Origin of the sequence: Aerosakkonema sp. BLCC-F183 (assembly GCF_041929145.1) — a bacterium.
Classification (GTDB): domain Bacteria; phylum Cyanobacteriota; class Cyanobacteriia; order Cyanobacteriales; family Aerosakkonemataceae; genus Aerosakkonema.
This window is the reverse complement of sequence record NZ_JBHFNU010000108.1, coordinates 46,793-70,016: the sequence shown is the minus strand read 5'-3', so window position 1 is coordinate 70,016 and position 23,224 is coordinate 46,793. Positions and strand designations below refer to the sequence as shown.

Genomic DNA, 23,224 nt, shown 5'->3' with positions numbered 1-23,224 from the left:
CCACTCTTATGTTATGACTCACTCCAGTAAATTAGAGGTGGTTGTGTATCCGACCGCTATCGGATATGCCTACGGCAAACTACGCCAACGCAAACTCGTAAACTTACGTGCTTCTGGCGGATGAAAACATAAAACGATATTAGTACAAACTACGATGATTGTTGAGGCTGAAAACTGTTAGTAAACCTCATCGTGAGTTCCAATATCAGTTAGTAACACTTTGCTCTTCAAAATCAAGTCACATATGGCTTGCAAAATATCGTTTACTTGATGCGATGTTTTCATAGCTTTGTAAGTGATATACTGGCAGTATTTGGATGGCATTGGGCGAAAATGCCTAAAGATTATTATAGTTCGATCGCACTCCCCCCCACCTAAAAATGGCCCATCCCTGTATGTTGTTGAGCTTGGGCGCTAAAGCGCAACAACATACCTGCTTTCGCTGTAATGTTGTGCTATGAAATTCTCTAATATCATCCCAGAGAAAGGCAAAACCAGATGCAGTTTTTTGATAAATTACTTTATGCGATCGAGCGCAACCAAAGTTTACTCTACGTCGGACTTGACCCAGACCTAGACGAAGTGGTAATTGATGAGGATGGAGACCTATCCCAACTTTGGGAATGGCTGGATACCATCATCGCACAAACATCCGATTTCGTCTGCGCTTATAAACCGATTCTGGGATTCTACCAAGCTTTGGGCGCATCGGGACTGAAACTGCTGGAACAAACATTGCAGCGCATTCCCAAACATATCCCGATTATCCTGGATGCCAAACACAGCGATATCTATACCAGCACGGTGTTTGCCAAGACTGCCTTTGAACGATGGGGTGTGGATGCAGTAACAGTGAATACCTACGCCGGATGGGATCACGTCGCGCCTTTTTTAGTTTATCCCGGTAAAGCAGTCTTCGTGCTGTGCGCTAACGCGAATCCTAGCGCGGCGGCGTTGCAGGAATACCCGATGCCGAGTCAACCTTTTTACCTGCATTTGATCGATGAAGCGAAAAACTGGGGAACGCCGGAACAGTTGGGGTTGAAAGTGGGTGCTACTCCGGAAATTTTAGCTCGTATCCGGGCTGCTGCACCAGAACGACTAATTTTGTTACAGGAAGATTATACAGGCGATCGCGATTTGACTGCAATTTTAGCCGCAGGTTTGGATAAGCAGGGAGAAGGATTGCTGCTACCAGTACCTCCTAATATTATCGAAGAACCCGGACACGATATCGCCGCCGCCGTTCGCGATTTAAGGGATAAAGTCAATGAGGAAAGAATGCGAATCGTGCAGGCAAATCCCACTTGCGATGTTTGGTTGCCGAATGTTTGTTTCTTGCAATCCGAACCGCATCGGGATTTAATTTTACAGCTTTACGATATCGGCTGCATCATTTTTGGCGAACACAAGCAAGCATCGGGGGCGATTTTTCCTTATTATATCGATTTGCGGAAAATCATATCGCAGCCGCAGATATTTCACCAAGTCTTGACTGCTTACGCGAAGATATTGAAGGATTTGGAATTCGACAGAATTGCGGGAATTCCTTATGGTTCTTTGCCGACGGCGACGGGGTTATCTTTGCGTTTGGAACGTCCGATGGTGTTTCCCCGTAAAGAGGTGAAAGCACACGGTACGCAAAAAGTAATTGAAGGGAATTTTCACCCAGGCGAAACTGTTGTGGTAGTGGATGATATTTTGATTAGTGGCAAGAGTGCGATCGAAGGTGCTGGTAAGTTACAATCTGTGGGATTGAAGGTGGAAGATATTGTGGTGTTTATCGACCACGAAAAGGGTGTGAAGGATAGGTTGAAGGCACAAGGTTTTCGCGCCCATTCCGCTTTGACGATAACGGAAATTGCGGAAACTCTATATAATTCCGGTCGGGTTGATGAGGAACAGTTTAAAATTTTGATGTGGGAACATTAGGAAATTGGCTGGGAATTTGGGTTTGTTTTTTTACCGCAGATGTAGACAGATGAACGCAGATTAACGCAGATGTAGATTTATCGTTACCAGGCATATCCTGGTAACGATAATACCAAGGCTCTGCCTTGTCTATATCCATATTTATCGTTCCAACGCCATCAAGCTGCTGTATAACTTACGGAAAAACTTGCAAATTAATGACATTCCAGATGAAGAGGATAGGGAGTTAATTATGAGATTAGCACCACTTTACGAACAAGACCGCGAACAAGCTATCCAAGAAGGCATTCAGCAGGGTATTCAGCAGGGTATTCAGGCAGAAAGGCGTCAGATAGTAGAAAATTTGCTGCAAGTTCGATTTGGGTTATTAGACGAACAGCTAGCGGCAATTATCCCCCTCATATTGACATTGCCGCCAGCAGAATTTACTCCCATGTTATTGCAATTATCCCGTGCAGAATTATTGGCTAGGTTTGCCGAACAAAACTAAGGCTTTGTTCCGACTATTGTCAGGTGCGTTACACTGCGTTAACGCACCCTACAACAATGACTGATGACAAATGACTAATTCCAAATATTTCGCCAAAAAGGTTGCGATTGATTTTGAGTAACGGGAAGCTTTTTGCGAATATCATTGATATTCCATCCGGTTAGTTTAGCTAAAGTCTGTGCTTCCTGTTCAAATCTTTGACCTAAAGATTTTTTGTATTGTTGACCTGCTTCACATCTGGCATCTCCTTCAAAAGGATGGCGCAGAATATATCGTCCCTGGAATGTTTGGCGGTTGGCGGTTTCTTGGAACATCAAATCTTCGGGAAACTTATCGCGGGTATAGCGCACATGAAGGCGGGTAATAAAAACATTATTACCTCTGGCGGGAGTAAGCCAAAAAACACCAGCTTGTTTCAGTTCTTCTTGATTTAACGGTTCTGCCGAACAAGGGTCGCAGTTACTCATATCCCAGGCATATTCCATAAATGCTACTTTTTTGTCTTCTTGAGTATAAGCTGTAGCAAACATGGCTTTGTAAAATTCGCCAAATTCTTTCTTGACAAAGACAGGAATTTCTGCATCTGATGGCACTTTAACTGTGCGGTAATTTGTAACTTCAGCTTGTCCTTTTGGCGATAAGATATAAACAATTAAATCTTGTTCTGCGGTAGCGTTTACCATACCCAGACGAATCGGTAGCATAAATTTGGGAGATTCGTAGGCTATTTGTAGCGGTCGCAAATATTGATAACCGGATTTTTGAAATTCGGCAAGGTTGACTTTGGCAACGAAGAATTTCATGTTTTGCCGGATGTAAGGTTGCAACAGTTGACTTGCACCGGCAGGAATTTTATAGCCGTTGCGAACAAGCCATGTTTGCAAACCATTTGATTCTGTAGCGCTTAAAATTAAAATGTCGTATTCTCCGACACTGAAGCGAGATTCGACGGTGACACCAAAGGCGTTTTCCTCATCTCTAGCCCTTCTTAATGGCGCTGCGGTCATTACTGCCCCTCCTCTTGTTACACCGCCTTCCGTCCCATAAACTGCACAAGGGTCTGGGTCAGCATATTCCACCAGTCGAGGCGCACTAAAAGCATCTAAACGTTCGATAGTTTTGGAGTCGCCAACGCGCACTTGTTCTTGTTGTAAAACTACAGGAACGGGGACGACTAAGGCAAAGTCTTTGGCATTTCCTTGATAGTCGTTTGCCATTGTTAAAATAGTGTTGCTACCATCGCGGGCAATGATTACTTGGGAAGCTTTGTTGTAAAGTTTGCTGTCTGCTTTGGCGACATAAAAACCGCAAAATGCCCAAGCTGTAGGGGCAAAGCAAATGACAGCTAGTAATGTTATAAGTGAAGTTATCAAAATACGAAATGGCTTCATTGTAAGTTCCTTTTTTTCGGTTACCCTTGGTAAGGTGGGCACTGCCCACCTTGCAATCCTATGTTGTTAATTGTTGTCTGCGACTGAAGGATAAGTTACTCCTGACAAATGACCAGGAAAATATGGGTGCTGTCCAAAGGTAATCTAGAATAATTGTGGAGGGCGCAAGCGCAAACAATGCCCAAAATACTGCGGTGGAAAGGAAGAAGTAATTACGCAGAATAAAGGTGAGGAGGGCGATGCTGGCTGCCCATAACAAACGACTTATTTTGGCATTGGGAATTGAGCGGGGGTCGGTAATCATAAATAAGGCAAACAGCAATAATGAACCGCTCATTAACTTGTGGAAATATACGTCCCACGTCCAACCGAGCCAAAGGTTGCGAATGGCTTCGAGTAAGGCGTAGGAACCTAAAAAAGCTGCGGTTGTGTCCCATCGCCCGACTCGTTTTAATATCATGCCGCCGGTGCCTAAAAATAATAGTGCATACCACCAATCTTCTCCCCATTGTCCGGGTGAAACCCAGGCGTCTTTGGTGAAGGTGATAGCTGCAATGATGCCGAAGTTGGCGGGGTTAAAAAAATGCTTGTGTCCGATTTGAAAAATAAATTTACTTAAGATTGCCAGGGATGCGGCGAGAATCATGGTGCTGTAATGTTCGGTTCGCAGTAAGAGAGAAAGGCTTAATGCGGTGATGGCGGCGCTGCGAAGTGAGGTCGATTTTTGGGGGTTGATTAAATTTAAGTTGGGTTGATGGGGGTAATTGTCCGATCGCTTCAGCAGATTTGCGATATTCTGTTTAAGGTAGGGCGCTATGGATGTGGCACGCTCTGCTAGCCATTGGGTTACCAGGCAGGTGACGATCGCAACTACAATTAACTCAGGCCGCAGTGTCCAGTCCCTTGTCCCGATGCCCAAGATGAGGAACAGGGATAAAAACAAAATTTGATAGTCTCGGATATCTTTTAGCAGCATTGCGCGTATCGGTAAAATTGCTGTTCTCAATTTAGATAACCCGAAGACCAAAATAGTTGCTGTGCAACAAAATTGTTACAGTTGTCAGCAGTCAACAGTCAGTGGTCAGTAGTAAAGAACAACTTACAATTCACCACTGACAACTGACCGAACTTCAGCCAGCTTTTTGAGAAAATGCGGCGTTTCGATGTGCTGCTGCTGCAACGAAGGTGCGGAAAATTCGCTGTTGGCGTTCGTCGTTGAGGGAAAGTTCGGGATGCCATTGCAGTGCTAAAGCCCACGGATGATGTTGATGTTCTAATGCTTCGATGACGCCATCAGATGCTTGGGCGGTAAGACGCCAGTCTGGTGGGATGGTGCTGGCTGCTTGATGGTGCCAGGAAACAATTTTTGCTTCTCCTGGGCCAATTATTGTGGCAAGGCGGCTATTTGGGGTAATTTGAACGTTATGCTCGCACGGACGCGCTTGTTCGGCGCGGTGGACGATGGTTTCGCCAAATTCGTCGGGCAAATGAGTTACCAATTTACCGCCACTGGCGACTACCAGTATTTCTAAACCGCGACAGATGCCTAAGATGGGGATATCTGTTTCTAGAGCGAGTTGGGCTAGGGATAGCTCGAAGCGATCGCGTTCTGCGTCCACATTATATATGCTAGGATGGGCTGCGCCGTTATAAGCGGCTGGGTCAATATCGCCCCCGCCTGAGAAGATAATCCCATCTACCCATTCCAGGATAGTAGCGAGGTTGGGTTCCCCTGGGGTCAGCAGCATGGGTAAACCACCTGCGAGGCGCACTGCGTCTACATATTCGCGCCGCACACAAAAGCTGGCAGTTTGATGTTGACTGGAGGTAGTGATGCCGATGAGCGGTGGATGAAATTTCATGCGATCGTCTCAGTTTATAACATTAGGCGGGCAACTAAATACTCAGCCCTGAAGATATTATTCCCCGCTCATGGAATATCTATATAGCTGGAGTCGATCTTAGATTGACGATCGTGGCCAGTTTGTATCCGCAGATACTTAGGCAGAAAACAAATCAAATTTCCCGCTTTTTGTGGGTTGGGCATCCTAATTCAGGCAAAATAAAGCAAATTGTGCCAATGTCGCTTGCTAAATAGATTCCACTATAAATCAAAATAGAAGGAATGACTGAAGCACAAATTTGCCTCAGTTTGACGCGCAAAACTGCTGATGACCCAGGATTAGAAACAGATCAATCCCTATGCTCAAACTCATCACTTTGCTGATTGCCAGTACGATGACTGTTATGGCTGGTGCGACAATTTCACCAGCTTTGCCCCAAATGCAGGAATTTTTTAACAACGAACCCAATTCAGAATTTTGGGTTAAACTTCTCTTGACTCTGCCTGGATTGTTCACAGGTTTGGGTGCCCCTTTTGCGGGCGCAATTATCGACCGATTTGGACGCAAACCTTTGTTAATGGCGGCGATATTTCTATATGGCATAGCTGGCGGTACTGGTTGCGTCCTCAGTTCTCTGACTGGGCTGTTAATTGGACGAGCTTTTTTGGGTTTGGCAGTTGCTGCAATTATGACGACTTGCGTCACCCTAATTGCTGATTACTATCAGGGGCCGCAACGCAATCAAATTATGGGTACCCAAGCGGCTTTTATGGGCTATGGTGGAGTGGCTTTCCTGTTATTGGGAGGCTTTTTGGCAGGTCTAAGCTGGCGGGGGCCATTCTTTATTTACCTTTCTGCTTTTATCATTTTACCACTGGTTATATTCAGCATCACCGAGCCGGAAAGAACAGCAGGACATACATCAACTTTAGCTGAAGATTCCGATACTGAGTTGCCGATTAAAACGCTTTTACCGATCTACTTGCTGACTTTTTTGACGATGGTCGTTTTCTACATGATTCCGGTGCAAATTCCATTTTATTTGCGGAATTTTCAAGTCAGCAGCGCTCAAGTAGGGATGGCAATAGCTGCTTCTACTCTCGCTAGTGCAACGATGTCTTTGTTCTATAAAACTATTAAGGCACGTCTCAGTTTTCAAATGATTCTCGTGTGTTTGTACCCTCTGATAGGTTTGGGGTATATCTCTGTTTCATTTGCTAATAGTTACGCTTTCGCAGTTCTGGGTTTAATAGTTGCCGGTTTGGGATTGGGTTTGATGCTTCCCAACATGAATGTTTGGCTGAATGCGATCGCACCTGTCGCCGCTAGGGGAAGATTGCTGGGAGGTTTGACAACTTCTATGTTTTTGGGGCAATTCTTTTCTCCTATTATTATTCAGCCAATTGCCCAACAAATTAAACTTGGCCCTACGTTTGCTCTCGTAGGAGGCGTAATGTTGGCTTTGGCAGCGACGATCGCAGCTGTGTCGTTTGTGAATAGACCCGCCCGTACTGCCTGATCTCAAGTAGTGGAGACGTTTCATGAAACGTCTCTACTATGAAACTCACCATTTTTCATAGAAACCGGGTTATTCAATTATGAATTTAGCAGTGCAGAATACTGCCAAATAGAAAATTTGCTTGCTAAGATATTAGTTTATTTACCCTTACAAGTTAAAAATACCGACCGGGCAAATTATGGATAACCAAAAACCAGTATCTAAGCACAAGCATATTGTTCTGACTTCCCATCCCAATAGATCCGCTCAAAAACCGGCAATAGATTGGGGAAAAAGCGACCCGATCGAACGGGGGCCGATTATTGGTACGTTAACTAATGCCAATCAGCGCAATGCGATCGGCACTCATTCCGGATCTTATGCTGTCTATCGCGCACTGGCGATCGCATCTGGCGCACTTCAACCAAATCACCGTCCGGACTTGACAAATACGTCTCCCGTTGTTCGCATCGGGCCACATCCCAGTTGGGCCGATCCCGATCGAATTATCTCTCTCGATCCTTTTGGTGCCATTGTCGGTGAAGTTTACACCCAATTTTACGAACAGGGTTACGATATTCGCCCCACAATTGCCGTCACCAAAGCTCACATCAATATGCCGGAATTGTTAGATGAAGTCGCTAAAGGTGAATTACAAATTGATGGTAAAATTCTCAAAAGTAATGGTAATTTGGTAGTAACTAAAGTTGCTATAGATCCGGTTTGGTATTTACCTGGAATTGCTAAGCGACTTCAGGTTAAGGAAAGCGATTTACGGCGCATTCTTTTTCAACAAACGGGTGGAATGTTCCCGGAGTTGGTGACTCGTCCGGATTTGCACGTTTTCTTACCTCCAATTGGGGGAATTACTGTTTATGTAATTGGAGATGTGGAGGCAATTACAGATCCAAATCGACTGCTGGCGGTGCGGATACACGACGAATGCAACGGTTCGGATGTGTTCGGTTCTGATATTTGCACTTGTCGTCCTTATTTGGTACACGGAATTGAAGTTTGCATCCAAACAGCACAGTCAGGCGGTGCGGGTGTAATTGTCTATTTCCGGAAAGAAGGTCGCGCTTTGGGCGAAGTTACTAAGTTTTTGGTTTATAATGCTCGCAAACGTCAGGAAGGAGGCGATCGCGCTGATGCCTATTTCGCTCGCACGGAATGTGTGGCGGGTGTTCAAGATATGCGCTTTCAAGAATTAATGCCGGATGTGTTGCATTGGTTGGGAATTACGAGGATCGATCGCTTGGTTTCGATGAGCGATATGAAGTATAACGCGATTGTCAATTCTGGTATTCAAGTAGTCGAAAGAATTGCGATTCCTGAAGATCGAATTCCCGATGATGCCAAAGTGGAAATCGCCGCTAAACAAGCAGCCGGTTACTTCACACCGGGAGAAGTTCCAGATGCGATCTCGTTGGCGGGAATTAAGGGTCGCGGTTTGGAAGAGTAGGAATAAATAACACCCCATATCCCCGACTTCTTCAAGAAGTCGGGGATATGGACGTATAAGGAACCCAAGTCACCATTGACCAAGAATATTATGTTAGTTTATTGCGGGGCTTTTTAGCATTTTAAGCTACACGATAAATAGTTCGGGATAAAGCGCTCAGTCGCAGGCGGTTAAAGGGAAAAGGAAAATTGAAAAATGATGAAGGAAGAAGAAGTTATTGCTTATTTGAGAACTCCGACGGCGATTCGAGAAAGGTGCGATCGCATCTTTAAATTAGCGTGCGAAAATAAGCTGCATTACTTTCGCGTAGATTTGACAAAATTGGCTAAGTGCGCCGACTATGTTATAGAAGTGATGCGCGAAGATTATCCAAACCTGGAAATACCTTTTCACAGTCGCTGGCGACATTTCGAGGTGGGTAAGGTTTCGCGCCTCACGGAACTCGATCGCATTTTGGCAAAACTCTCACCTCTAGAAACAGCTAAAATAAAATTCGATCTAGCAATTATCAGTGTTTTGCTGGATGCCGGCGCGGGTACAAATTGGCAATATTGGGAACAAGAAACCGGACAGGTGTTTCGTCGTTCGGAAGGGTTGGCAATAGCGAGTTTTCGGATGTTTTGTCAAGGCGTTTTTTCCAGTAACCCAGATTTACCCTGGCAAGCTGATGCGAAAAAACTGCAAGATTTGACCCCAGAAGCGCTAAAAGAAGGATTTCAGGTAAGCGCGGACAATTATTTGGTAGGTGTAGAGGGCAGGTTAGAATTATTACAGCGTTTGGGACAGGTGCTAACTCAAAATGTAACAGTTTTTGGCAAAGAGAATCCGCGTCCGGGAAATATGGTAGATTACCTGCTGGATAAAAGTAACGATCGACTGGCGGCAAGTACGGTATTGAGTGCGGTTTTAGAGGGATTGGGGGAAATTTGGCCGGGGAGATTGGCGATCGCAGGCGTTAACTTAGGCGATGTGTGGATACATCCATCTTTGCAGGGGGATAATGAAAGCGATCGCTATGTGCCGTTTCACAAACTTTCCCAGTGGTTAACTTATTCTCTCCTCGAACCACTCCAGGAAATCGGTTTAGAAATTACCGAACTAGACGAGCTGACCGGTTTGCCAGAATATCGCAATGGCGGTTTGTGCTTGGATATGGGACTCCTTGAGTTAAAACAGCCAGATGTGTGGCGCGAACCTTATCCAGTCGAATCTGAGATAATTGTAGAATGGCGAGCGTTAACCGTCGCTTTGCTCGATCGGATTGCCGCCGCCATCAGACAAAAGCTAAATATGAGTCCTGCTGAATTACCGCTAGTGAAAGTATTACAAGGAGGAACCTGGAGTGCCGGACGTAAAATAGCATCATCATTAAGAGAAGGTGGCGTTCCCCCCATTCAAATACAAAGTGATGGAACGGTGTTTTAAAAATTAGTAAATAGCCGAGTTAAATTTGCAAATGTCTGAAAAACCGAAACTAATGGTGGTTGACGACGAACCGGAAAACCTGGACTTGATGTACAGGACGTTTCGGCGTCAGTTTCAAATATTTAAAGCAGAGAGTCCTGCCATCGCTCTGCAAACTCTCGATCGAGAAGGTGAAATGGCCGTGATTATTTCCGATCATCTCATGCCGGAAATGACAGGTGTTGAATTTTTAACCACTACGCTCGAACGTTTTCCCCATACAATTCGCATTCTTCTCAGCGGACTCGGCGAGGAAATGGACGGACTCGGAGAAAATATGAAAAAGGCTCAGGTGTTTAAATTAATTACCAAGCCTTGTAATATAGACGAACTTAAGGCTGTCGTCCAAGAAGCGACTGAAAAATACCAGGCGGCGAAGCTGGCTGAAGAATGAAGTATTGTGAGAAATTTTCAGATAAATGCGTTATCACTCGAAAAGCTAAAACCAAAGCTATCTACCAATAAGAAATGACAACTAACGTTACCGTAATCGACCATCCCTTAATCCAGCATAAGTTGACGCTAATGCGTCAAACGCAAACCAGTACGGCAAAATTTCGCAACTTGCTCAGAGAAATCGGGATGTTGTTAGCTTATGAGGTGACGCGAGATTTGCCGCTGAGGTACGCAGAAATTAAAACGCCGATCGCTCCTATGTTAGCACCCATGCTGGCAGCAGAAAAAAAGATGGTAATTATCTCGATTATGCGAGCGGGACAGGGGATTTTGGATGGCATTTTAGAATTAATTCCCTCGGCGCGGGTAGGACATATCGGTTTGTATCGCGACCCCACAACTCTTGTCGCAATTGAATATTATTTTAAGGTTCCTCAAGATATCGAACAGCGAGATGTTTTAATTGTCGATCCCATGTTGGCAACGGGAAATTCCGCTGTTGCTGCTGTTGATAGAATTAAGGAAGTCAATCCCCTTTCGATCAAGTTTTTATGTTTGCTAGCCGCACCAGAAGGAATTGCACATTTTCACGAACAGCATCCCGATGTTCCTATCTATACGGCGGCAATAGATGATTATTTGGACGAACACGGTTATATTGTACCCGGACTTGGAGATGCGGGCGATCGTCTCTACGGGACAAAATAAAAGTCACTCATTCAAAAGTCAAAATTTCCCCTCTTCCCTCTCCCTCTCTCTTTCAGAGCGTGTCGTCACCCAACATCACACTCAACTGTAATATAACGGAACATTTTTACCCATAAATCCGAAAGAACCATCGATAATTAATCAGTGAATTCGTCCTGATGAGCTAAAATTATATGAATTTTGAAGAACTATTTAATCGAGCCGCATCTAAATTCGAGCAAGGCGATATTTTCGGAGCTTTGGGAGATGTTGCTCAAGGAGTTATCCAGCCTATAGAAATTGCTCCGCTTCATTATGAGTTAGGCAATGGCCGCTTGTTATTATTAGATTATGAAGGTGCGATCGAAAATTACGATCGCGCAATTGAAATAGATTCCAACTATGCCGATGCTTATGAAAAACGAGCGGAAGCTCGCAACTTTATAAAAGATTACCAAGGAGCAATTGATGATTACACCCAGTTGCTTCGGCTCGCTCCTAATTATATAGATATTTATGAAAAACGGGCGGATGTTTGGGAAAATCTGGAAAATTACCAAGCAGCTAATGATGATTATAATAGTTTAATTAGTGCCAAGCCTCACGATGCTAATGCCTATCAAAAACGCGCTCGCGTTCGCAGAAAAATAGAAAATTATCAAGGCGCAATTGAGGATTATAACCGCTGGCTGACGCTCGAACCGAATTCGATTGATGCTCATTACGAACGCGGTTATACCCGCGAAAAAATGGGGGATTATCAAGGAGCAATTGATGATTATAAATTGTTACTTCGCATCAATCCAGATTATTCATTAGCTGCTTCGCGCATATTTTTAGTTCGCGTCAACGATATGGAAGATTATCGGGGAGCAATTGCAGATTACACAGAGTTGATTCATCTAAGACCGAATTTTGCCGAACATTATTACATCCGAGGTTGTTTGCAGCAACTTCTGGGAAATTATCAAGAAGCGCTAGCAGATTACGATCGAGGATTAACTTTGAAGGTGGACTTTTCGTTATACTCCAGTCGGGGTGTGGTTTACTATAGACTGGGGAATTACGATTTAGCAATGAGCGATTTTGAACGAGCGATCGACTTATCTCCCAATTTGGCAGAAGCTTACGTAAATCGAGGTGCAGTTCGCTATACAATGGGAAATTACCAAGCAGCAATTGCCGATTTCGATCGCGCTTTAATTTTGAATGCAAACTTGGCAACAGCTTACTCTAGCAGAGGTGCAACTCGCTATACTCTGGATGAATACCAAAGTGCGATCGCAGATTTTAATTGTGCGCTCTCCCTCAATCCGGAATTTGCCGAAGCTTACTCCAATCGCGGCGTAGTTCGCTACAAAATGGGAGAATATGAAGAAGCGATCGCAGATTTTCACAACGCAGTAAATCTCAATCCTAACTTCGTAGAAGCTTACTTTAACAAAGGCGTCGTTCGCGCTCAAATAGGAGATAATTTAGGAGCCAATGAAGATTTACAAAAAGCCAGACAACTTTGTTTGGAAAATACGAATATAGCGGTCAACCAAAAAATTATCGACTTGATTATAAAGTTAGACCAGTAGTCTAGCACTTCACTTCCAACCTACGTTGTAAGCCAAAAACAAAATAGGCAGCATTTATATACTAATAGTTATTGAATTTCCGTATCTAAAGTTACAAAAATTTCAAATCGTAAAAGTTTTCACTCAAACAGCCACCTATTTTCACAGCAAATGCAAAAACGAAATAGGGATCGATCCGATTCTGCATAGCCAAAGCAAATTTGTATCTAAATTTACAAAATACTATAGTGGCTGTTTATAAGACTGATAAGGAGAACTAAAACATAGGCGTTTTAGAAATTCATGATAGCCAAAAAGAATCTCATAGTTATCGGCAACGGCATGGTAGGTCACAAGTTCTTAGAACTGGCGATCGCTTCATGTGCGACCCAAAAATGGAACTTAATAACCTTCTGCGAAGAACCTCGCGTTGCTTACGATCGCGTTAATCTCAGCAGCTTCTTTTCTGGCAAAACTGCCGCAGATTTATCTCTAGTCGAACCCGGATTATATCAAGAAAACGGTATTCAAATCCATATCGGCGATAAAGCAGTTGCCATTAACAGGCAAGAAAAAACCGTCACCTCTGCCAATGGGGTAACACTTCCCTACGACAAAATTGTCTTGGCAACAGGTTCCTATCCCTTCGTACCGCCGATTAAAGGAAATAACGCTACAGGAACTTTCGTTTATCGGACAATTGAAGACCTCGAAGCGATGTCCGCCTACGCCAAAAACTGCAAAGTAGGCGTAGTTGTAGGCGGAGGATTATTAGGATTAGAAGCAGCCAACGCACTCCAAAACCTCGGATTAAAAACCCACATCGTCGAATTTGCACCTCGCCTCATGCCAATGCAAATAGATGATGTCGGTGGTGCTATCCTTCGCAATAAAATAGAAGAACTGGGAATATCCATTCATACCAATAAAACTACCACAGAAATCCTCAGCAAAAACGGCAGAATCGTCAAAATGCTATTCGCTGATGGCACCGAATTAGAAACAGACACGATCCTCTTCTCCGCCGGCATTCGTCCCCGCGACGAACTCGCCAGACAATGCGGATTGGCAATCGGAGAAAGAGGCGGAATAATCATCAACGATGATTGCCAAACTTCAGATCCAGATATTTACGCTATTGGAGAATGCGCCCTTTATCAAAATCGCATCTACGGCTTAGTCGCACCAGGCTACACAATGGCAGGAGTCGTAGCAGATATTTTCAACAATATCACCACTAGCAAATTTACTGGCGCGGATATGTCCACCAAACTGAAATTATTGGGAGTAGACGTAGCCAGCTTCGGAGATGCCTTTGCCAGAACACCCAATGCTAAAAAAATCGCCATCACCGATAACGTTCGAGGTATCTACAAAAAACTGGTACTCAACGAAGATGGCACCCGTTTGTTAGGTGGAATTTTAATAGGCGATGCTTCCGCTTATGGCACTCTGCTGCAATTTGTTCAAAACGGCATAACTTTGCCACCCCATCCCGAAGATTTGCTAATGTCACCACGAGAAGGCAAATCAGCAGTCGCCGCAATGGGAGTAGAAAGTTTGCCGGATACAGCCCAAATTTGCTCGTGCAATAATGTCAGCAAATCGCAAATTTGTACTGCTATTCGCGAAAACAAACTCACCGATATCGGCAGCGTCAAAAAATGCACCAAAGCGGGAACAGGTTGCGGCGGTTGCGTACCGTTGGTAACGGATATCCTCAAGTCGGAGATGAAAAAAGCTGGATTGGTGGTGAAGAATCATCTCTGCGAACATTTCCCCTATTCCCGTCAAGAACTCTATCATTTATTGCGATTCCACCAAATCAAAACATTTGATGATTTACTCCAAAAACACGGTAAAGGATTGGGTTGCGAAATTTGCAAACCTGCCGTTGCTTCCATGCTTGCTTCTACTTGGAACGATCATGTTTTGACTCCCACTCATATCAGTTTGCAAGATACAAACGATTACTATCTGGCAAACATTCAGCGGGATGGTACATACTCGGTAGTTCCCAGAGTGCCGGGGGGAGAAATTACGCCAGAAAAACTAATTGCTTTGGGAGAAGTTGCCAAGGAGTTCAATCTTTACACTAAAATTACTGGCGGACAGCGCATCGATTTGTTTGGTGCGCGTGTGGATCAATTACCCCTAATTTGGCAGAAATTAGTAGATGCGGGATTTGAATCCGGACACGCTTACGGTAAGGCGTTGCGAACAGTAAAATCTTGTGTGGGTAGTACTTGGTGTCGCTTTGGCGTGCAAGATTCTGTTGGTTTGGCGATCGAATTAGAACTGCGCTATCGCGGTTTGAGATCTCCTCACAAACTAAAATCTGCTGTTTCTGGTTGCACCCGCGAGTGTGCGGAAGCGCAAGGTAAAGACTTTGGGGTAATTGCCACAGAAAAAGGCTGGAATTTGTACGTCTGCGGTAATGGTGGGATGAAGCCGCAGCACGCGCAATTACTAGCAGCAGATATTGACAAAGAAACGCTGATTAACTATATCGATCGCTTCTTAATTTTCTACATCCGCACCGCTGACCGATTGGAACGCACTGCTACTTGGTTCAACAAACTGGAAGGCGGCATCGAATACCTGAAACAGGTAATTATTGAAGATTCTCTCGGCATTTGTGCTGATTTAGAAGCACAAATGAAATACCTTGTCAAGACCTACCAGTGCGAATGGAAAGCGACTATTGAAGACCCGGAAAAACTCCAGCGCTTCCGTCACTTCGTCAATTCCGACGAACCAGACCCCACTCTGGCTTATGTCGAAGAACGCGGTCAAAAACGTCCTGCTAAGGAACACGAGAAAGCCTTGGTTGGTAATGTATTAGGGTAAGCTTCGCGTCACCGAATTAATAGCGATGAAACTTTACTACATTACTCTCAACACCTCAGACGAAGCGCGTCAGATTAGTCAGGCATTGCTTCAGCAACAGTTAGCTGTCTGTACGAATTGGTTTCCCATCACTTGTGCTTATCGTTGGGAAGGCAAAATCGTAGACGAACCAGAAACAGTGCTGATTGTCAAAACCCAATCCGGCTATCGAGAAGCGATCGAAGAGGTAATCCGCCAGCACATCAGCTATACCAATTTAATTGCTGAAATCTCTCCTGAGTCAATCAATGAAGGCTTTTTCAATTGGTTGAATGCAGAAGTCCCGCTGAAATAAGTGACAGGATTCAAATTTCAAACTGGTTGGGAGACTGATGACCATTTATCTCGATTCCGCAATTATTTCAGAAGCCCAAACCGCTAAAGAGTTGGGCTGGGTAAAAGGAATTACCACTAACCCAACTCTTTTATCGAAAACCGATTTACCAGTAGAAACGACACTCAAGGAACTAGCTAAATTAACCGATGGCCCGGTTTATTACCAGCTAATATCGTCGGAACTGGATGAAATGGTTAAGGAAGGTCGCAAGGCTTTTGAGATTATCGGTTATCAAACGGTGCTGAAAATTCCGGCTACAATAGTTGGCTTTCAAGCTGTTACCCTCCTCTCTCCGGAAATTACCTGTTCGGTGACCGCAATTTACAGTCCAGCACAAGCGGCTGTGGCAAAAGAGGCGGGGGCAAAATATGCGATCGCCTATGTTAACCGCGCTACCAAACTATTAGGTGATGGTATTGCTTTAGTGCGAGAAATGGCAAGCATTTTGGCAAACAGTAACACCGAAATTCTCGCCGCTAGCATCAAATCGCCAGAAGAAGCCGCCGCATCTCTGCAAGCAGGGGCGCATCATCTTACGCTTCCCTTGAGTATGTTGCAGGCAATGGCAACTAACCAACTTTCACTGCAAACTGTTGAGGATTTCAAAAAAAACGGACGCGGCATTAGTTATTAATCATGGCCGCTCTACAACTGACAACTGACAGCTAACAAAAGAGGAGAAACAAAATGGTTCAAGCATTACCAGTTCGCGATACAATGACAACATGGGTAAATATCTGCCCTCTGTCTGCGATCGCACCCAATACTGGCGTTTGCGCCTTAGTAGCAGGCGAACAGGTAGCAGTTTTCCGACTTGGATACGGAACCGATCTTTACGCGATCGGTAACTACGATCCGTTTAGCAAAGCTTATGTTTTATCGCGGGGAATTATAGGCGATCGCAACGGCATTCCCAAAGTTGCTTCCCCAATTTACAAACAAAACTTCAACCTGCAAACAGGACAGTGTTTCGATGACGAAAACGTCAAATTACCAACTTATCAAGTCAGGGTCATCGAAGGACGAGTGCAGGTAGCCATTAATAAAGGGTTTTCCAGCCATTAGGCAATTGCCCTAACAGCGTTCATCCAAACACACACACAATCCCCTTTTTGCCAACCCATGTATCGATCGGGGTTGGCAATTTTATATTTTAGGTATCAAGATAGTATAAATAAATAAGTTTTTACACTGTTTCCAGGGAATCCAGTTATGTCGGAACCGTTTTCTACTCAAGTGAGCGATCGCATCTGCTCCCACATGAACGAAGATCATGGAGATGCCCTACTTATCTACGCCCAAACTTTTGGCAGTTTAACTCATGCGACATCAGCACAGATGCTTTCTATCGATCCTGAAGGCATGAATTTATCCGTGCAAGTCAATGATGCTACTGTACCAGTCCGCATTCAATTTGACCGCGTTCTCAAAGATTCCGAAGATGCTCACCACACTCTCATCGCAATGGTGAGACAGGCGCGATCGCAGGGTTGAAAGGATGGTGCAGCTGGAGTGCGATCGCAAAATCACAGCAGAACTCAACTAGCTTTTATCTCATCGTCTGATGACTCAGCAGCAGTAGCCATTTCCACCCCTCTCATCCAAACCGAGCGAGTCGGTCACAACAGGCAACAACAAGCGTGAGCTTATCGCCTCGCATAAGTCTGTCCAGTAGTGGGAAAGTGCCGATCTAGCAACGATTGTACTCCCATCTCCTTGAGGAATGCAGTAAGCAGGGGTATATCGTCTACTCGCTCGTTGGTGACATTTAGGGTTTGGCTCATAGCTTTGTACCCTACACGATCTGGAGTAGAGAGAGTTGGGGTTGCACCCAACTCTCTCTACTCCCTTGTTCCCTTTAGTGGTATGCCTCTCACGTTCTATTACCCAATTTCTCTAACTCCCTAACAAATGAGCGAACCGTAAGACTTTACGTAATATTAAGTTACAAAGCATCATACTTAGTCCAGTGTATACTGATGCTTAATAACTAATACTTAGTTAAAAATTCATGCAAATAACAACCATGAAGCCTCTGAATTTGATAGAACACCCAGAAGGAGGAAGATACCATGAGATATTTCGCTCAAACACATCCGTAAGCACTGCCGATTCAACCCTGAGATCCGCTCTCACCCATATCTACTTCTCCCTCAATCCAGAGGAAAAAAGTCATTTCCATCGGGTTAACGGCGACGAAGTTTGGAATTTCTATCAAGGCGCAGGTCTCTATCTCTATCTTTGGGATGGTACTCAGTCACCGCCACAACGTATTACATTATCACCAGAAGAAAACCAGTTCTGCTATGTCGTCCCTTCAGGTATGTGGCAAGCAGCTATGCCGATTCAAGATAGCATTTTAGTCGGTTGTTCCGTCGCCCCTGGTTTTGAATTCGCAAATTTTGAGCTACTCGATAGCACTTCCAAAGAAGCACAACTCCTCTGTTCTATTGCTCCAGACCTGCACCACTTAATCCTCTCCTAACCAGCGATCGAACGCAGATTCACTGAAGGGCAATTCTATTTCAATCTCAGAATTTTTTAGGGCTAATACCACGTAAAGTAATGGTTTTAGCCGATATTTTATATTGAAAAAGCAAAAAAATAACCTCTAAAAACGCAGCACAAATATGAACATTGAAAATCTTTTGACACAACTACTGATATTGAAAGGACTGAGCAAACAACAGCGTCAGAAGATACTAGAAATTGGTGAAATTCAACAGTATCAATACGGTGAACATATTTTTGACGAAGGAACAGAAAATCACGCTCTTTATATTGTCTTGGAAGGTAAGGTTGATATTTTCATAGATCCAGCTTTCCAGGCAAATGTAGAAAAGGGAACGATTAAATTACAAAAAGTTGCGGAACAAATAGAGGGAACATCATTCGGAGAAATTTCATTAATTGATCAATTTCCTAGTTCTGAGTCAGCAATATGCGTTTCAAAGAATGTAAAAATATTACAAATTTCTCAAGAATCATTTACAAAACTGAGTCAAGAGCATCCGGAAATTGGATATCAAATTTTCCAAAATATTGGAACTAACCTATATAATAAAATTCGGGAAAGAAATGCCTTAATCGCTCGGCAAATACTCGACAATTATTATCTTTATTTTTTATGTGAAGAAATTTATGCAGAGTCTCATAAATCTGATGGTATCATTCCGTTAGAGAAAAAACTTATTATCAGAGATCGGGCTCATTTTATATTATCTGGTTCTCAGCGAATTTTAGATGTTTCTCCCGAAAAAGAAGACATTGACCTGATGCTTTTCTCCACACCTGATGTTCTGCAAAATCTTCTCAAAGCAGGAACTCCTTCAGGTGAAATAGTTTTGAATACTCTCTTTTTCCAGATCGGTAATAGCTGTCTAGACAAAGAGGTTCCGATAAATTTATTTGAAATTATCTATAATCCTGATTCATTAGGACGCTCTGGCAGTTTAGTTGTACATAAGCAGTACGACTCACAAAAGCAAACATTCTTTGTTCACTGGGAAGTCAAGGGTGTGCATTACGATCAAGCCTCTTCAACCACAATGGCTAATATTTTTATCTATGTGAGTGATGATAAATCGTCTGTTAATAAGCATATTAAAGATTTGATATCAAGCATAAATATGCCGATTCAACAGCATGTTTATGATAATTTACCTGAAAAATCATCTCTTCAACAAAGGAATCCTTATCATCTGTTAGTGATTCATCATCGCACGCATGAAGTGGTTATGACTTTACAAACTCTGGGTGCATTAGGGTTTCACATTGATACATTTATTGGGATTCCTTATGGTGAAAGCAACTGGCCGACCATGAGGATGTTAGACTACGTATCTGGTCAAACCTATCGATGTTTACGGATGATTCAACATCCAATTGAGCCGACACGATATGAATTTGACTTTAAACAATCCTCTTTTCTCCAGAATGCTGACGAAAAGTTATTCACTACCTTATATGACGAATCAACAGCAAATGGAGACTATATGGTTGCAATGACAACTTTAGTTGAAACAGAACTTGTTCGCAGCATTCAACGATGTATGCAAGAAAAAACAAAATTGTTGATTTATGAAGACGGGGGATATGCTATACCGCTTATTTATCAAATTTATCAAGATTCCACCCACCGTTTACATTCTCTGATCGAACAAGCGATCGACGAAAAGATCATTACTGGTGCTGTTGAAGTAACTGTTACTGGAGAACGAAGAGATCTGGCAGCTATTGAATCTTTTGAAGGAAAAGCTTTACTTCCTGTACTCTCCACAGCACGCGATGACCTCAAGACCATTTTTGAGGCGAAAGGGGTTTCACAAGCAATTATTGATTCAACTTCAACAGCTTTAGGTAGATTAGGATTGCCCACATTTGAAACACGAAAAGTAGCGGTTATAGGAGGTAATGGTGCAATCGGAACCCGACTGGTTGAAGAACTGACAGAAATGCAAAATAGTACAAGTAATGTTTTCGCTATCGATATCGTAGATCGAGCATTTTCTAGAGAAATTGATGGACAAAGATTTCCCTATGCTGCAACGAAAGTTGATTATTTAAATTTGGGTAGATATCTCGTGGAAGACACTTGTTTACCTGTGATTGTTGATTTGCCTTTTGGTCAGCATAATATTCAATTGTCTTATGAGAATATTGAGAAATTGGTGCTAGAGTTTTTATCTTCATCCTCCAAACATGAGTCTTTTAATGAATTAGTTATCACTAATTCTTTCCCAAGTCCAGAATCTCCCTTGCAAATGCTATGGGAGCAAATTAATAAGTTGAATCTTCTGTGGGAATCCATCTGTCAGCAATCTGGGTATGTTCCTGAGAAAATAGAATTGTTACCCAATAGACAAGGGATGAGCCAATTCTTTAGTAAGCAAAATTGCTCAAAAAAAGTCACTTTATTAGTGACTGAGCAGATACTATCTTTTAAAAAAGTTACACGCTTGATTCAGAACCACATTGATACCATAATTGGAATAACTGGGTTGCCTGTGGTTGATGAACAGGATATCAATGCTTTTTTTTCCAGAAAGCATAGTGGGGGTAATGTAGATGAACTTGTTCTTGTCAGTGGTTCATCGAAAGATTATGAATTTAAAAAGGCTATTACTTTTCTGAATGAGTTATTAGAGATTCTTTCAGAAAAGACCATAGATACTGATCAACAGTTAACCTGGTACAAGAGATATTATCAGCAGAAACTATGTTTAATTTTAGACAGCGATCGTGGAGTAGTTGAACAGGTGCTTTCTTCTGTGGGAACACCTGATGCTATGATAGAAAAACTGAAGCAATATCCTGAATTCATCCAAAAAATTGGACTTAATGATGTACAAGCGGATAGGTGGGCTGATTGTTTAGCTAAATGTATTCGGTATAAGATTAAAGACAATCTTTCAATTCGTAAGTCCCTTCATCAGGATATTGGCACGATTTATCATATTCGATTTCAAAATCACTCTAAAAGATTGGTGCTGTTAGCGCATGGTTTTGTGATCAACTTTTTTGCCAAACATGAGAAAGGTGTAAAAACAGAATATATCGATCCAATTGTCACAATGCAGCTGCTGGGATTGATCAAACTTGCTACCACAGAGAAGGCGATAGAACCTGGTGTTTATCGCATGGCGCAACATCTCAAAACAGATGATATGGATTTGTTTTGGAAAGCACTTGATGATAAAAGCCGCCCTATAAAGTTTTAGCCCAAAGTCCAGTAGGGCTTGCAGTCCTTTTCTCTTGTTGGCCTAGCCTGCGCGTAGTTCACAGTGTTAATCGTTATGCACCATCTAACTAGCTTTTGCTTCATCCCCTGATGACTCAGCAGCTTCAGAGAATCTATCTGCAACAGCTCTACTAATCATAGCAACGTGAGCCAGAGGCATGACTTTGATTTTGTTCAGAATCTGGTTTAACTCGGAAGGCTCTGATACTGGCTTACCTTCCAAAAAGCCCAGTAGCTCTGACAGAGTATAACCGGATCTGGCGGCTATCTTCGCCAAATTTTCGGTGTCGGGAAGCGTATCACCCTTTTCCCACAGCTGAACAGCCGTCGCAGAAACTCCCAAAAGTTTCCCAAACGCTCGCTGACTCATCGAGCCACGAGCCTTTTTGATCATTTTAATCAGTTTTTCTCTACCTTCTATATTCACGACTTGAAGTCTGGGCTACCGCATCTACAAGTTAACTGGTCAATTCTGACATATTTATCCAAAGCAAAATAACAGCACAACTCAACTAGCTTTTATCTCATCGTCTGATGACTCAGCAGCAGTAGCCATTCTATCCACCCCTGCTCGCACGATTACCGCCACCTGACTGATAGGCATACACTGTATTTGCTTGAGCATCACAGTGAGATCGACAGGTTCTGGCAGTGGCTTCCCTTCTAGATAACAAAATAACTCCTCCATCGTGAAGCCTGCTCGACGCGCAATTTGAGCCAAATTTTCCGTATCCGGGATCGTCTGCCCTTTTTCCCAAAGTTGAACAGCAGTGGCAGAAACCCCCAACATCTTGCCAAATGCTCGTTGGCTCATAGACCCACGCGCCCGTTTGATGACCTCGATTAGCTTTTCCTTCCCTTCTGCGTTCACAACATTAATCGTTATTTAGCTATATCTGAAAGTCTACTTGCCAAATATTACATTTGTCTTTACATATTGACAAGGTTACTTATAACTTTTATTCTGTAATTAGACTTTAAATTAAGAAGTTTGCTTGCTGACACAGCTTAACAAAATTAGCAAACCCACCGATCGATTACGGGGCGATCGCTCACCACGATACCATGCCAACTCGCAAAACCCCCAAACGGAAACCAAAAGGCCAAAGCCTCACTACTGCTGGCAAAATCCACCCCGAACGGTGGAACATTTCCAAAGATGAAGCTTATGTAGCCCTAAAAGCACTCGACATCCCGGTCAGAGAAATAAAAAAAGTAAATTGCCTTCAGCACCAGGTTTGCGTATCCTACTGGAATGAAGCCGGACAAGTTTGCAGTTCTTTTTTCAGCTATCGCTGTTTTGCCCGTTGGCAGCAAGCCGTGGAAAAACTCATTGCCGATCTCCAGAATATCTCAGAATGGGAATCTTTGGGCGACATCATCGAGTACGACCTACTGCGGTTCCCCTATCCACCGGAAATGACCGATGCGATTTGGGATAAGTTGAGAGAGCGCTTCTATCAGCTCAAAGCGCGACAAATTAACGCAGCCTAGACGCAAACCTGCTTCTTCGCTCACAAGATCGCGCTAGG

Annotated in this window: 24 protein-coding genes; 17 read left to right on the top strand and 7 right to left on the bottom strand. The window is 43.4% G+C overall.

Annotation, left to right across the window (positions count from 1 at the left end; translation table 11 throughout):
- Positions 1-498 precede the first annotated feature (498 nt).
- The gene (locus tag ACE1CD_RS32000; protein ID WP_374792333.1) at positions 499-1,932 is read left to right on the top strand and encodes a bifunctional orotidine-5'-phosphate decarboxylase/orotate phosphoribosyltransferase; all 1,434 of its coding nucleotides are present in this window, start codon (positions 499-501) and stop codon (positions 1,930-1,932) included.
- Here ACE1CD_RS32000 and ACE1CD_RS31995 read toward each other — a convergent pair.
- Positions 1,907-2,071, bottom strand: a complete 165-nt coding sequence (locus tag ACE1CD_RS31995; protein ID WP_374792331.1) for a hypothetical protein — start codon at positions 2,069-2,071, stop codon at positions 1,907-1,909. The two genes, ACE1CD_RS32000 and ACE1CD_RS31995, sit on opposite strands and share 26 nt — an antisense overlap.
- A gap of 93 nt (positions 2,072-2,164) precedes the next feature.
- Here ACE1CD_RS31995 and ACE1CD_RS31990 point away from each other — a divergent pair, with 93 nt between their 5' ends.
- Positions 2,165-2,422 (top strand): hypothetical protein, encoded by a 258-nt coding sequence (locus ACE1CD_RS31990; RefSeq protein ID WP_374792329.1) that lies wholly within the window; start codon positions 2,165-2,167, stop codon positions 2,420-2,422.
- A 74-nt stretch (positions 2,423-2,496) separates the two neighbouring features.
- Here the strand turns inward: ACE1CD_RS31990 and ACE1CD_RS31985 are convergent, their stop codons facing one another.
- From ACE1CD_RS31985 to ACE1CD_RS31975, 3 genes are all read right to left on the bottom strand, one after another.
- Positions 2,497-3,813: a DUF2330 domain-containing protein gene (locus ACE1CD_RS31985; protein WP_374792327.1), complete on the bottom strand. Its 1,317-nt coding sequence runs from the start codon at positions 3,811-3,813 to the stop codon at positions 2,497-2,499.
- Between the two features lie 58 nt (positions 3,814-3,871).
- Positions 3,872-4,819: an RnfABCDGE type electron transport complex subunit D gene (locus tag ACE1CD_RS31980; RefSeq protein ID WP_374792325.1), complete on the bottom strand. Its 948-nt coding sequence runs from the start codon at positions 4,817-4,819 to the stop codon at positions 3,872-3,874.
- Positions 4,820-4,943: 124 nt separating this feature from the next.
- Positions 4,944-5,675: a gamma-glutamyl-gamma-aminobutyrate hydrolase family protein gene (locus ACE1CD_RS31975; RefSeq protein ID WP_374827332.1), complete on the bottom strand. Its 732-nt coding sequence runs from the start codon at positions 5,673-5,675 to the stop codon at positions 4,944-4,946.
- Positions 5,676-6,015: 340 nt separating this feature from the next.
- Between ACE1CD_RS31975 and ACE1CD_RS31970 the strand changes: the two genes are divergently transcribed.
- The 12 genes from ACE1CD_RS31970 (at position 6,016) to ACE1CD_RS31915 (ending at position 17,596) form a co-directional block, all read left to right on the top strand.
- Positions 6,016-7,176: an MFS transporter gene (locus ACE1CD_RS31970; protein WP_374827331.1), complete on the top strand. Its 1,161-nt coding sequence runs from the start codon at positions 6,016-6,018 to the stop codon at positions 7,174-7,176.
- A 178-nt stretch (positions 7,177-7,354) separates the two neighbouring features.
- On the top strand, positions 7,355-8,617 hold the full coding sequence (locus tag ACE1CD_RS31965) for a GTP cyclohydrolase II (protein ID WP_374792319.1): 1,263 nt from the start codon (positions 7,355-7,357) through the stop codon (positions 8,615-8,617).
- A 195-nt stretch (positions 8,618-8,812) separates the two neighbouring features.
- On the top strand, positions 8,813-10,042 hold the full coding sequence (locus tag ACE1CD_RS31960; protein ID WP_374792317.1) for a URC4/urg3 family protein: 1,230 nt from the start codon (positions 8,813-8,815) through the stop codon (positions 10,040-10,042).
- 31 nt (positions 10,043-10,073) lie between these two features.
- Entirely contained in the window at positions 10,074-10,475 is a 402-nt protein-coding gene (locus tag ACE1CD_RS31955; protein WP_374792315.1) for a response regulator, read from the top strand.
- 74 nt (positions 10,476-10,549) lie between these two features.
- Positions 10,550-11,185, top strand: a complete 636-nt coding sequence (gene upp, locus ACE1CD_RS31950; RefSeq protein ID WP_374792313.1) for a uracil phosphoribosyltransferase — start codon at positions 10,550-10,552, stop codon at positions 11,183-11,185.
- A 173-nt stretch (positions 11,186-11,358) separates the two neighbouring features.
- Complete coding sequence (locus ACE1CD_RS31945) at positions 11,359-12,747, top strand: tetratricopeptide repeat protein (protein WP_374827330.1); 1,389 nt, start codon at positions 11,359-11,361, stop codon at positions 12,745-12,747.
- Positions 12,748-13,029: 282 nt separating this feature from the next.
- Positions 13,030-15,576, top strand: a complete 2,547-nt coding sequence (gene nirB / locus ACE1CD_RS31940; protein ID WP_374827329.1) for a nitrite reductase large subunit NirB — start codon at positions 13,030-13,032, stop codon at positions 15,574-15,576.
- A 25-nt stretch (positions 15,577-15,601) separates the two neighbouring features.
- The gene (gene cutA / locus ACE1CD_RS31935) at positions 15,602-15,910 is read left to right on the top strand and encodes a divalent-cation tolerance protein CutA (protein ID WP_374827328.1); all 309 of its coding nucleotides are present in this window, start codon (positions 15,602-15,604) and stop codon (positions 15,908-15,910) included.
- A 37-nt stretch (positions 15,911-15,947) separates the two neighbouring features.
- Positions 15,948-16,586: a transaldolase family protein gene (locus ACE1CD_RS31930; protein WP_374827326.1), complete on the top strand. Its 639-nt coding sequence runs from the start codon at positions 15,948-15,950 to the stop codon at positions 16,584-16,586.
- 53 nt (positions 16,587-16,639) lie between these two features.
- Positions 16,640-17,017: a nitrite reductase small subunit NirD gene (gene nirD / locus ACE1CD_RS31925; protein WP_374827325.1), complete on the top strand. Its 378-nt coding sequence runs from the start codon at positions 16,640-16,642 to the stop codon at positions 17,015-17,017.
- 147 nt (positions 17,018-17,164) lie between these two features.
- Entirely contained in the window at positions 17,165-17,446 is a 282-nt protein-coding gene (locus ACE1CD_RS31920) for a DUF2470 domain-containing protein (protein ID WP_374827324.1), read from the top strand.
- A gap of 18 nt (positions 17,447-17,464) precedes the next feature.
- Positions 17,465-17,596, top strand: coding sequence for a hypothetical protein (locus ACE1CD_RS31915; RefSeq protein ID WP_374827323.1), 132 nt, complete (start codon positions 17,465-17,467; stop codon positions 17,594-17,596).
- A 2-nt stretch (positions 17,597-17,598) separates the two neighbouring features.
- Here the strand turns inward: ACE1CD_RS31915 and ACE1CD_RS31910 are convergent, their stop codons facing one another.
- Entirely contained in the window at positions 17,599-17,736 is a 138-nt protein-coding gene (locus ACE1CD_RS31910; RefSeq protein ID WP_374792297.1) for a hypothetical protein, read from the bottom strand.
- Between the two features lie 242 nt (positions 17,737-17,978).
- Between ACE1CD_RS31910 and ACE1CD_RS31905 the strand changes: the two genes are divergently transcribed.
- Positions 17,979-18,437 (top strand): cupin domain-containing protein, encoded by a 459-nt coding sequence (locus ACE1CD_RS31905; protein WP_374827321.1) that lies wholly within the window; start codon positions 17,979-17,981, stop codon positions 18,435-18,437.
- 145 nt (positions 18,438-18,582) lie between these two features.
- A complete protein-coding gene (locus ACE1CD_RS31900; RefSeq protein WP_374827320.1) occupies positions 18,583-21,672 on the top strand; it encodes a Crp/Fnr family transcriptional regulator in 3,090 nt (1,029 codons plus the stop codon).
- Between the two features lie 84 nt (positions 21,673-21,756).
- On the opposite strand, the gene ACE1CD_RS31895 is transcribed toward ACE1CD_RS31900, so the two are convergent.
- Both ACE1CD_RS31895 and ACE1CD_RS31890 read right to left on the bottom strand, forming a co-directional pair.
- Positions 21,757-22,086, bottom strand: coding sequence for a helix-turn-helix domain-containing protein (locus tag ACE1CD_RS31895; RefSeq protein WP_374792291.1), 330 nt, complete (start codon positions 22,084-22,086; stop codon positions 21,757-21,759).
- 114 nt (positions 22,087-22,200) lie between these two features.
- Positions 22,201-22,563 (bottom strand): helix-turn-helix transcriptional regulator, encoded by a 363-nt coding sequence (locus ACE1CD_RS31890; protein WP_374792289.1) that lies wholly within the window; start codon positions 22,561-22,563, stop codon positions 22,201-22,203.
- A 194-nt stretch (positions 22,564-22,757) separates the two neighbouring features.
- Here ACE1CD_RS31890 and ACE1CD_RS31885 point away from each other — a divergent pair, with 194 nt between their 5' ends.
- The gene (locus ACE1CD_RS31885) at positions 22,758-23,186 is read left to right on the top strand and encodes a hypothetical protein (protein WP_374792287.1); all 429 of its coding nucleotides are present in this window, start codon (positions 22,758-22,760) and stop codon (positions 23,184-23,186) included.
- The last annotated feature ends 38 nt before the right edge of the window (positions 23,187-23,224 follow it).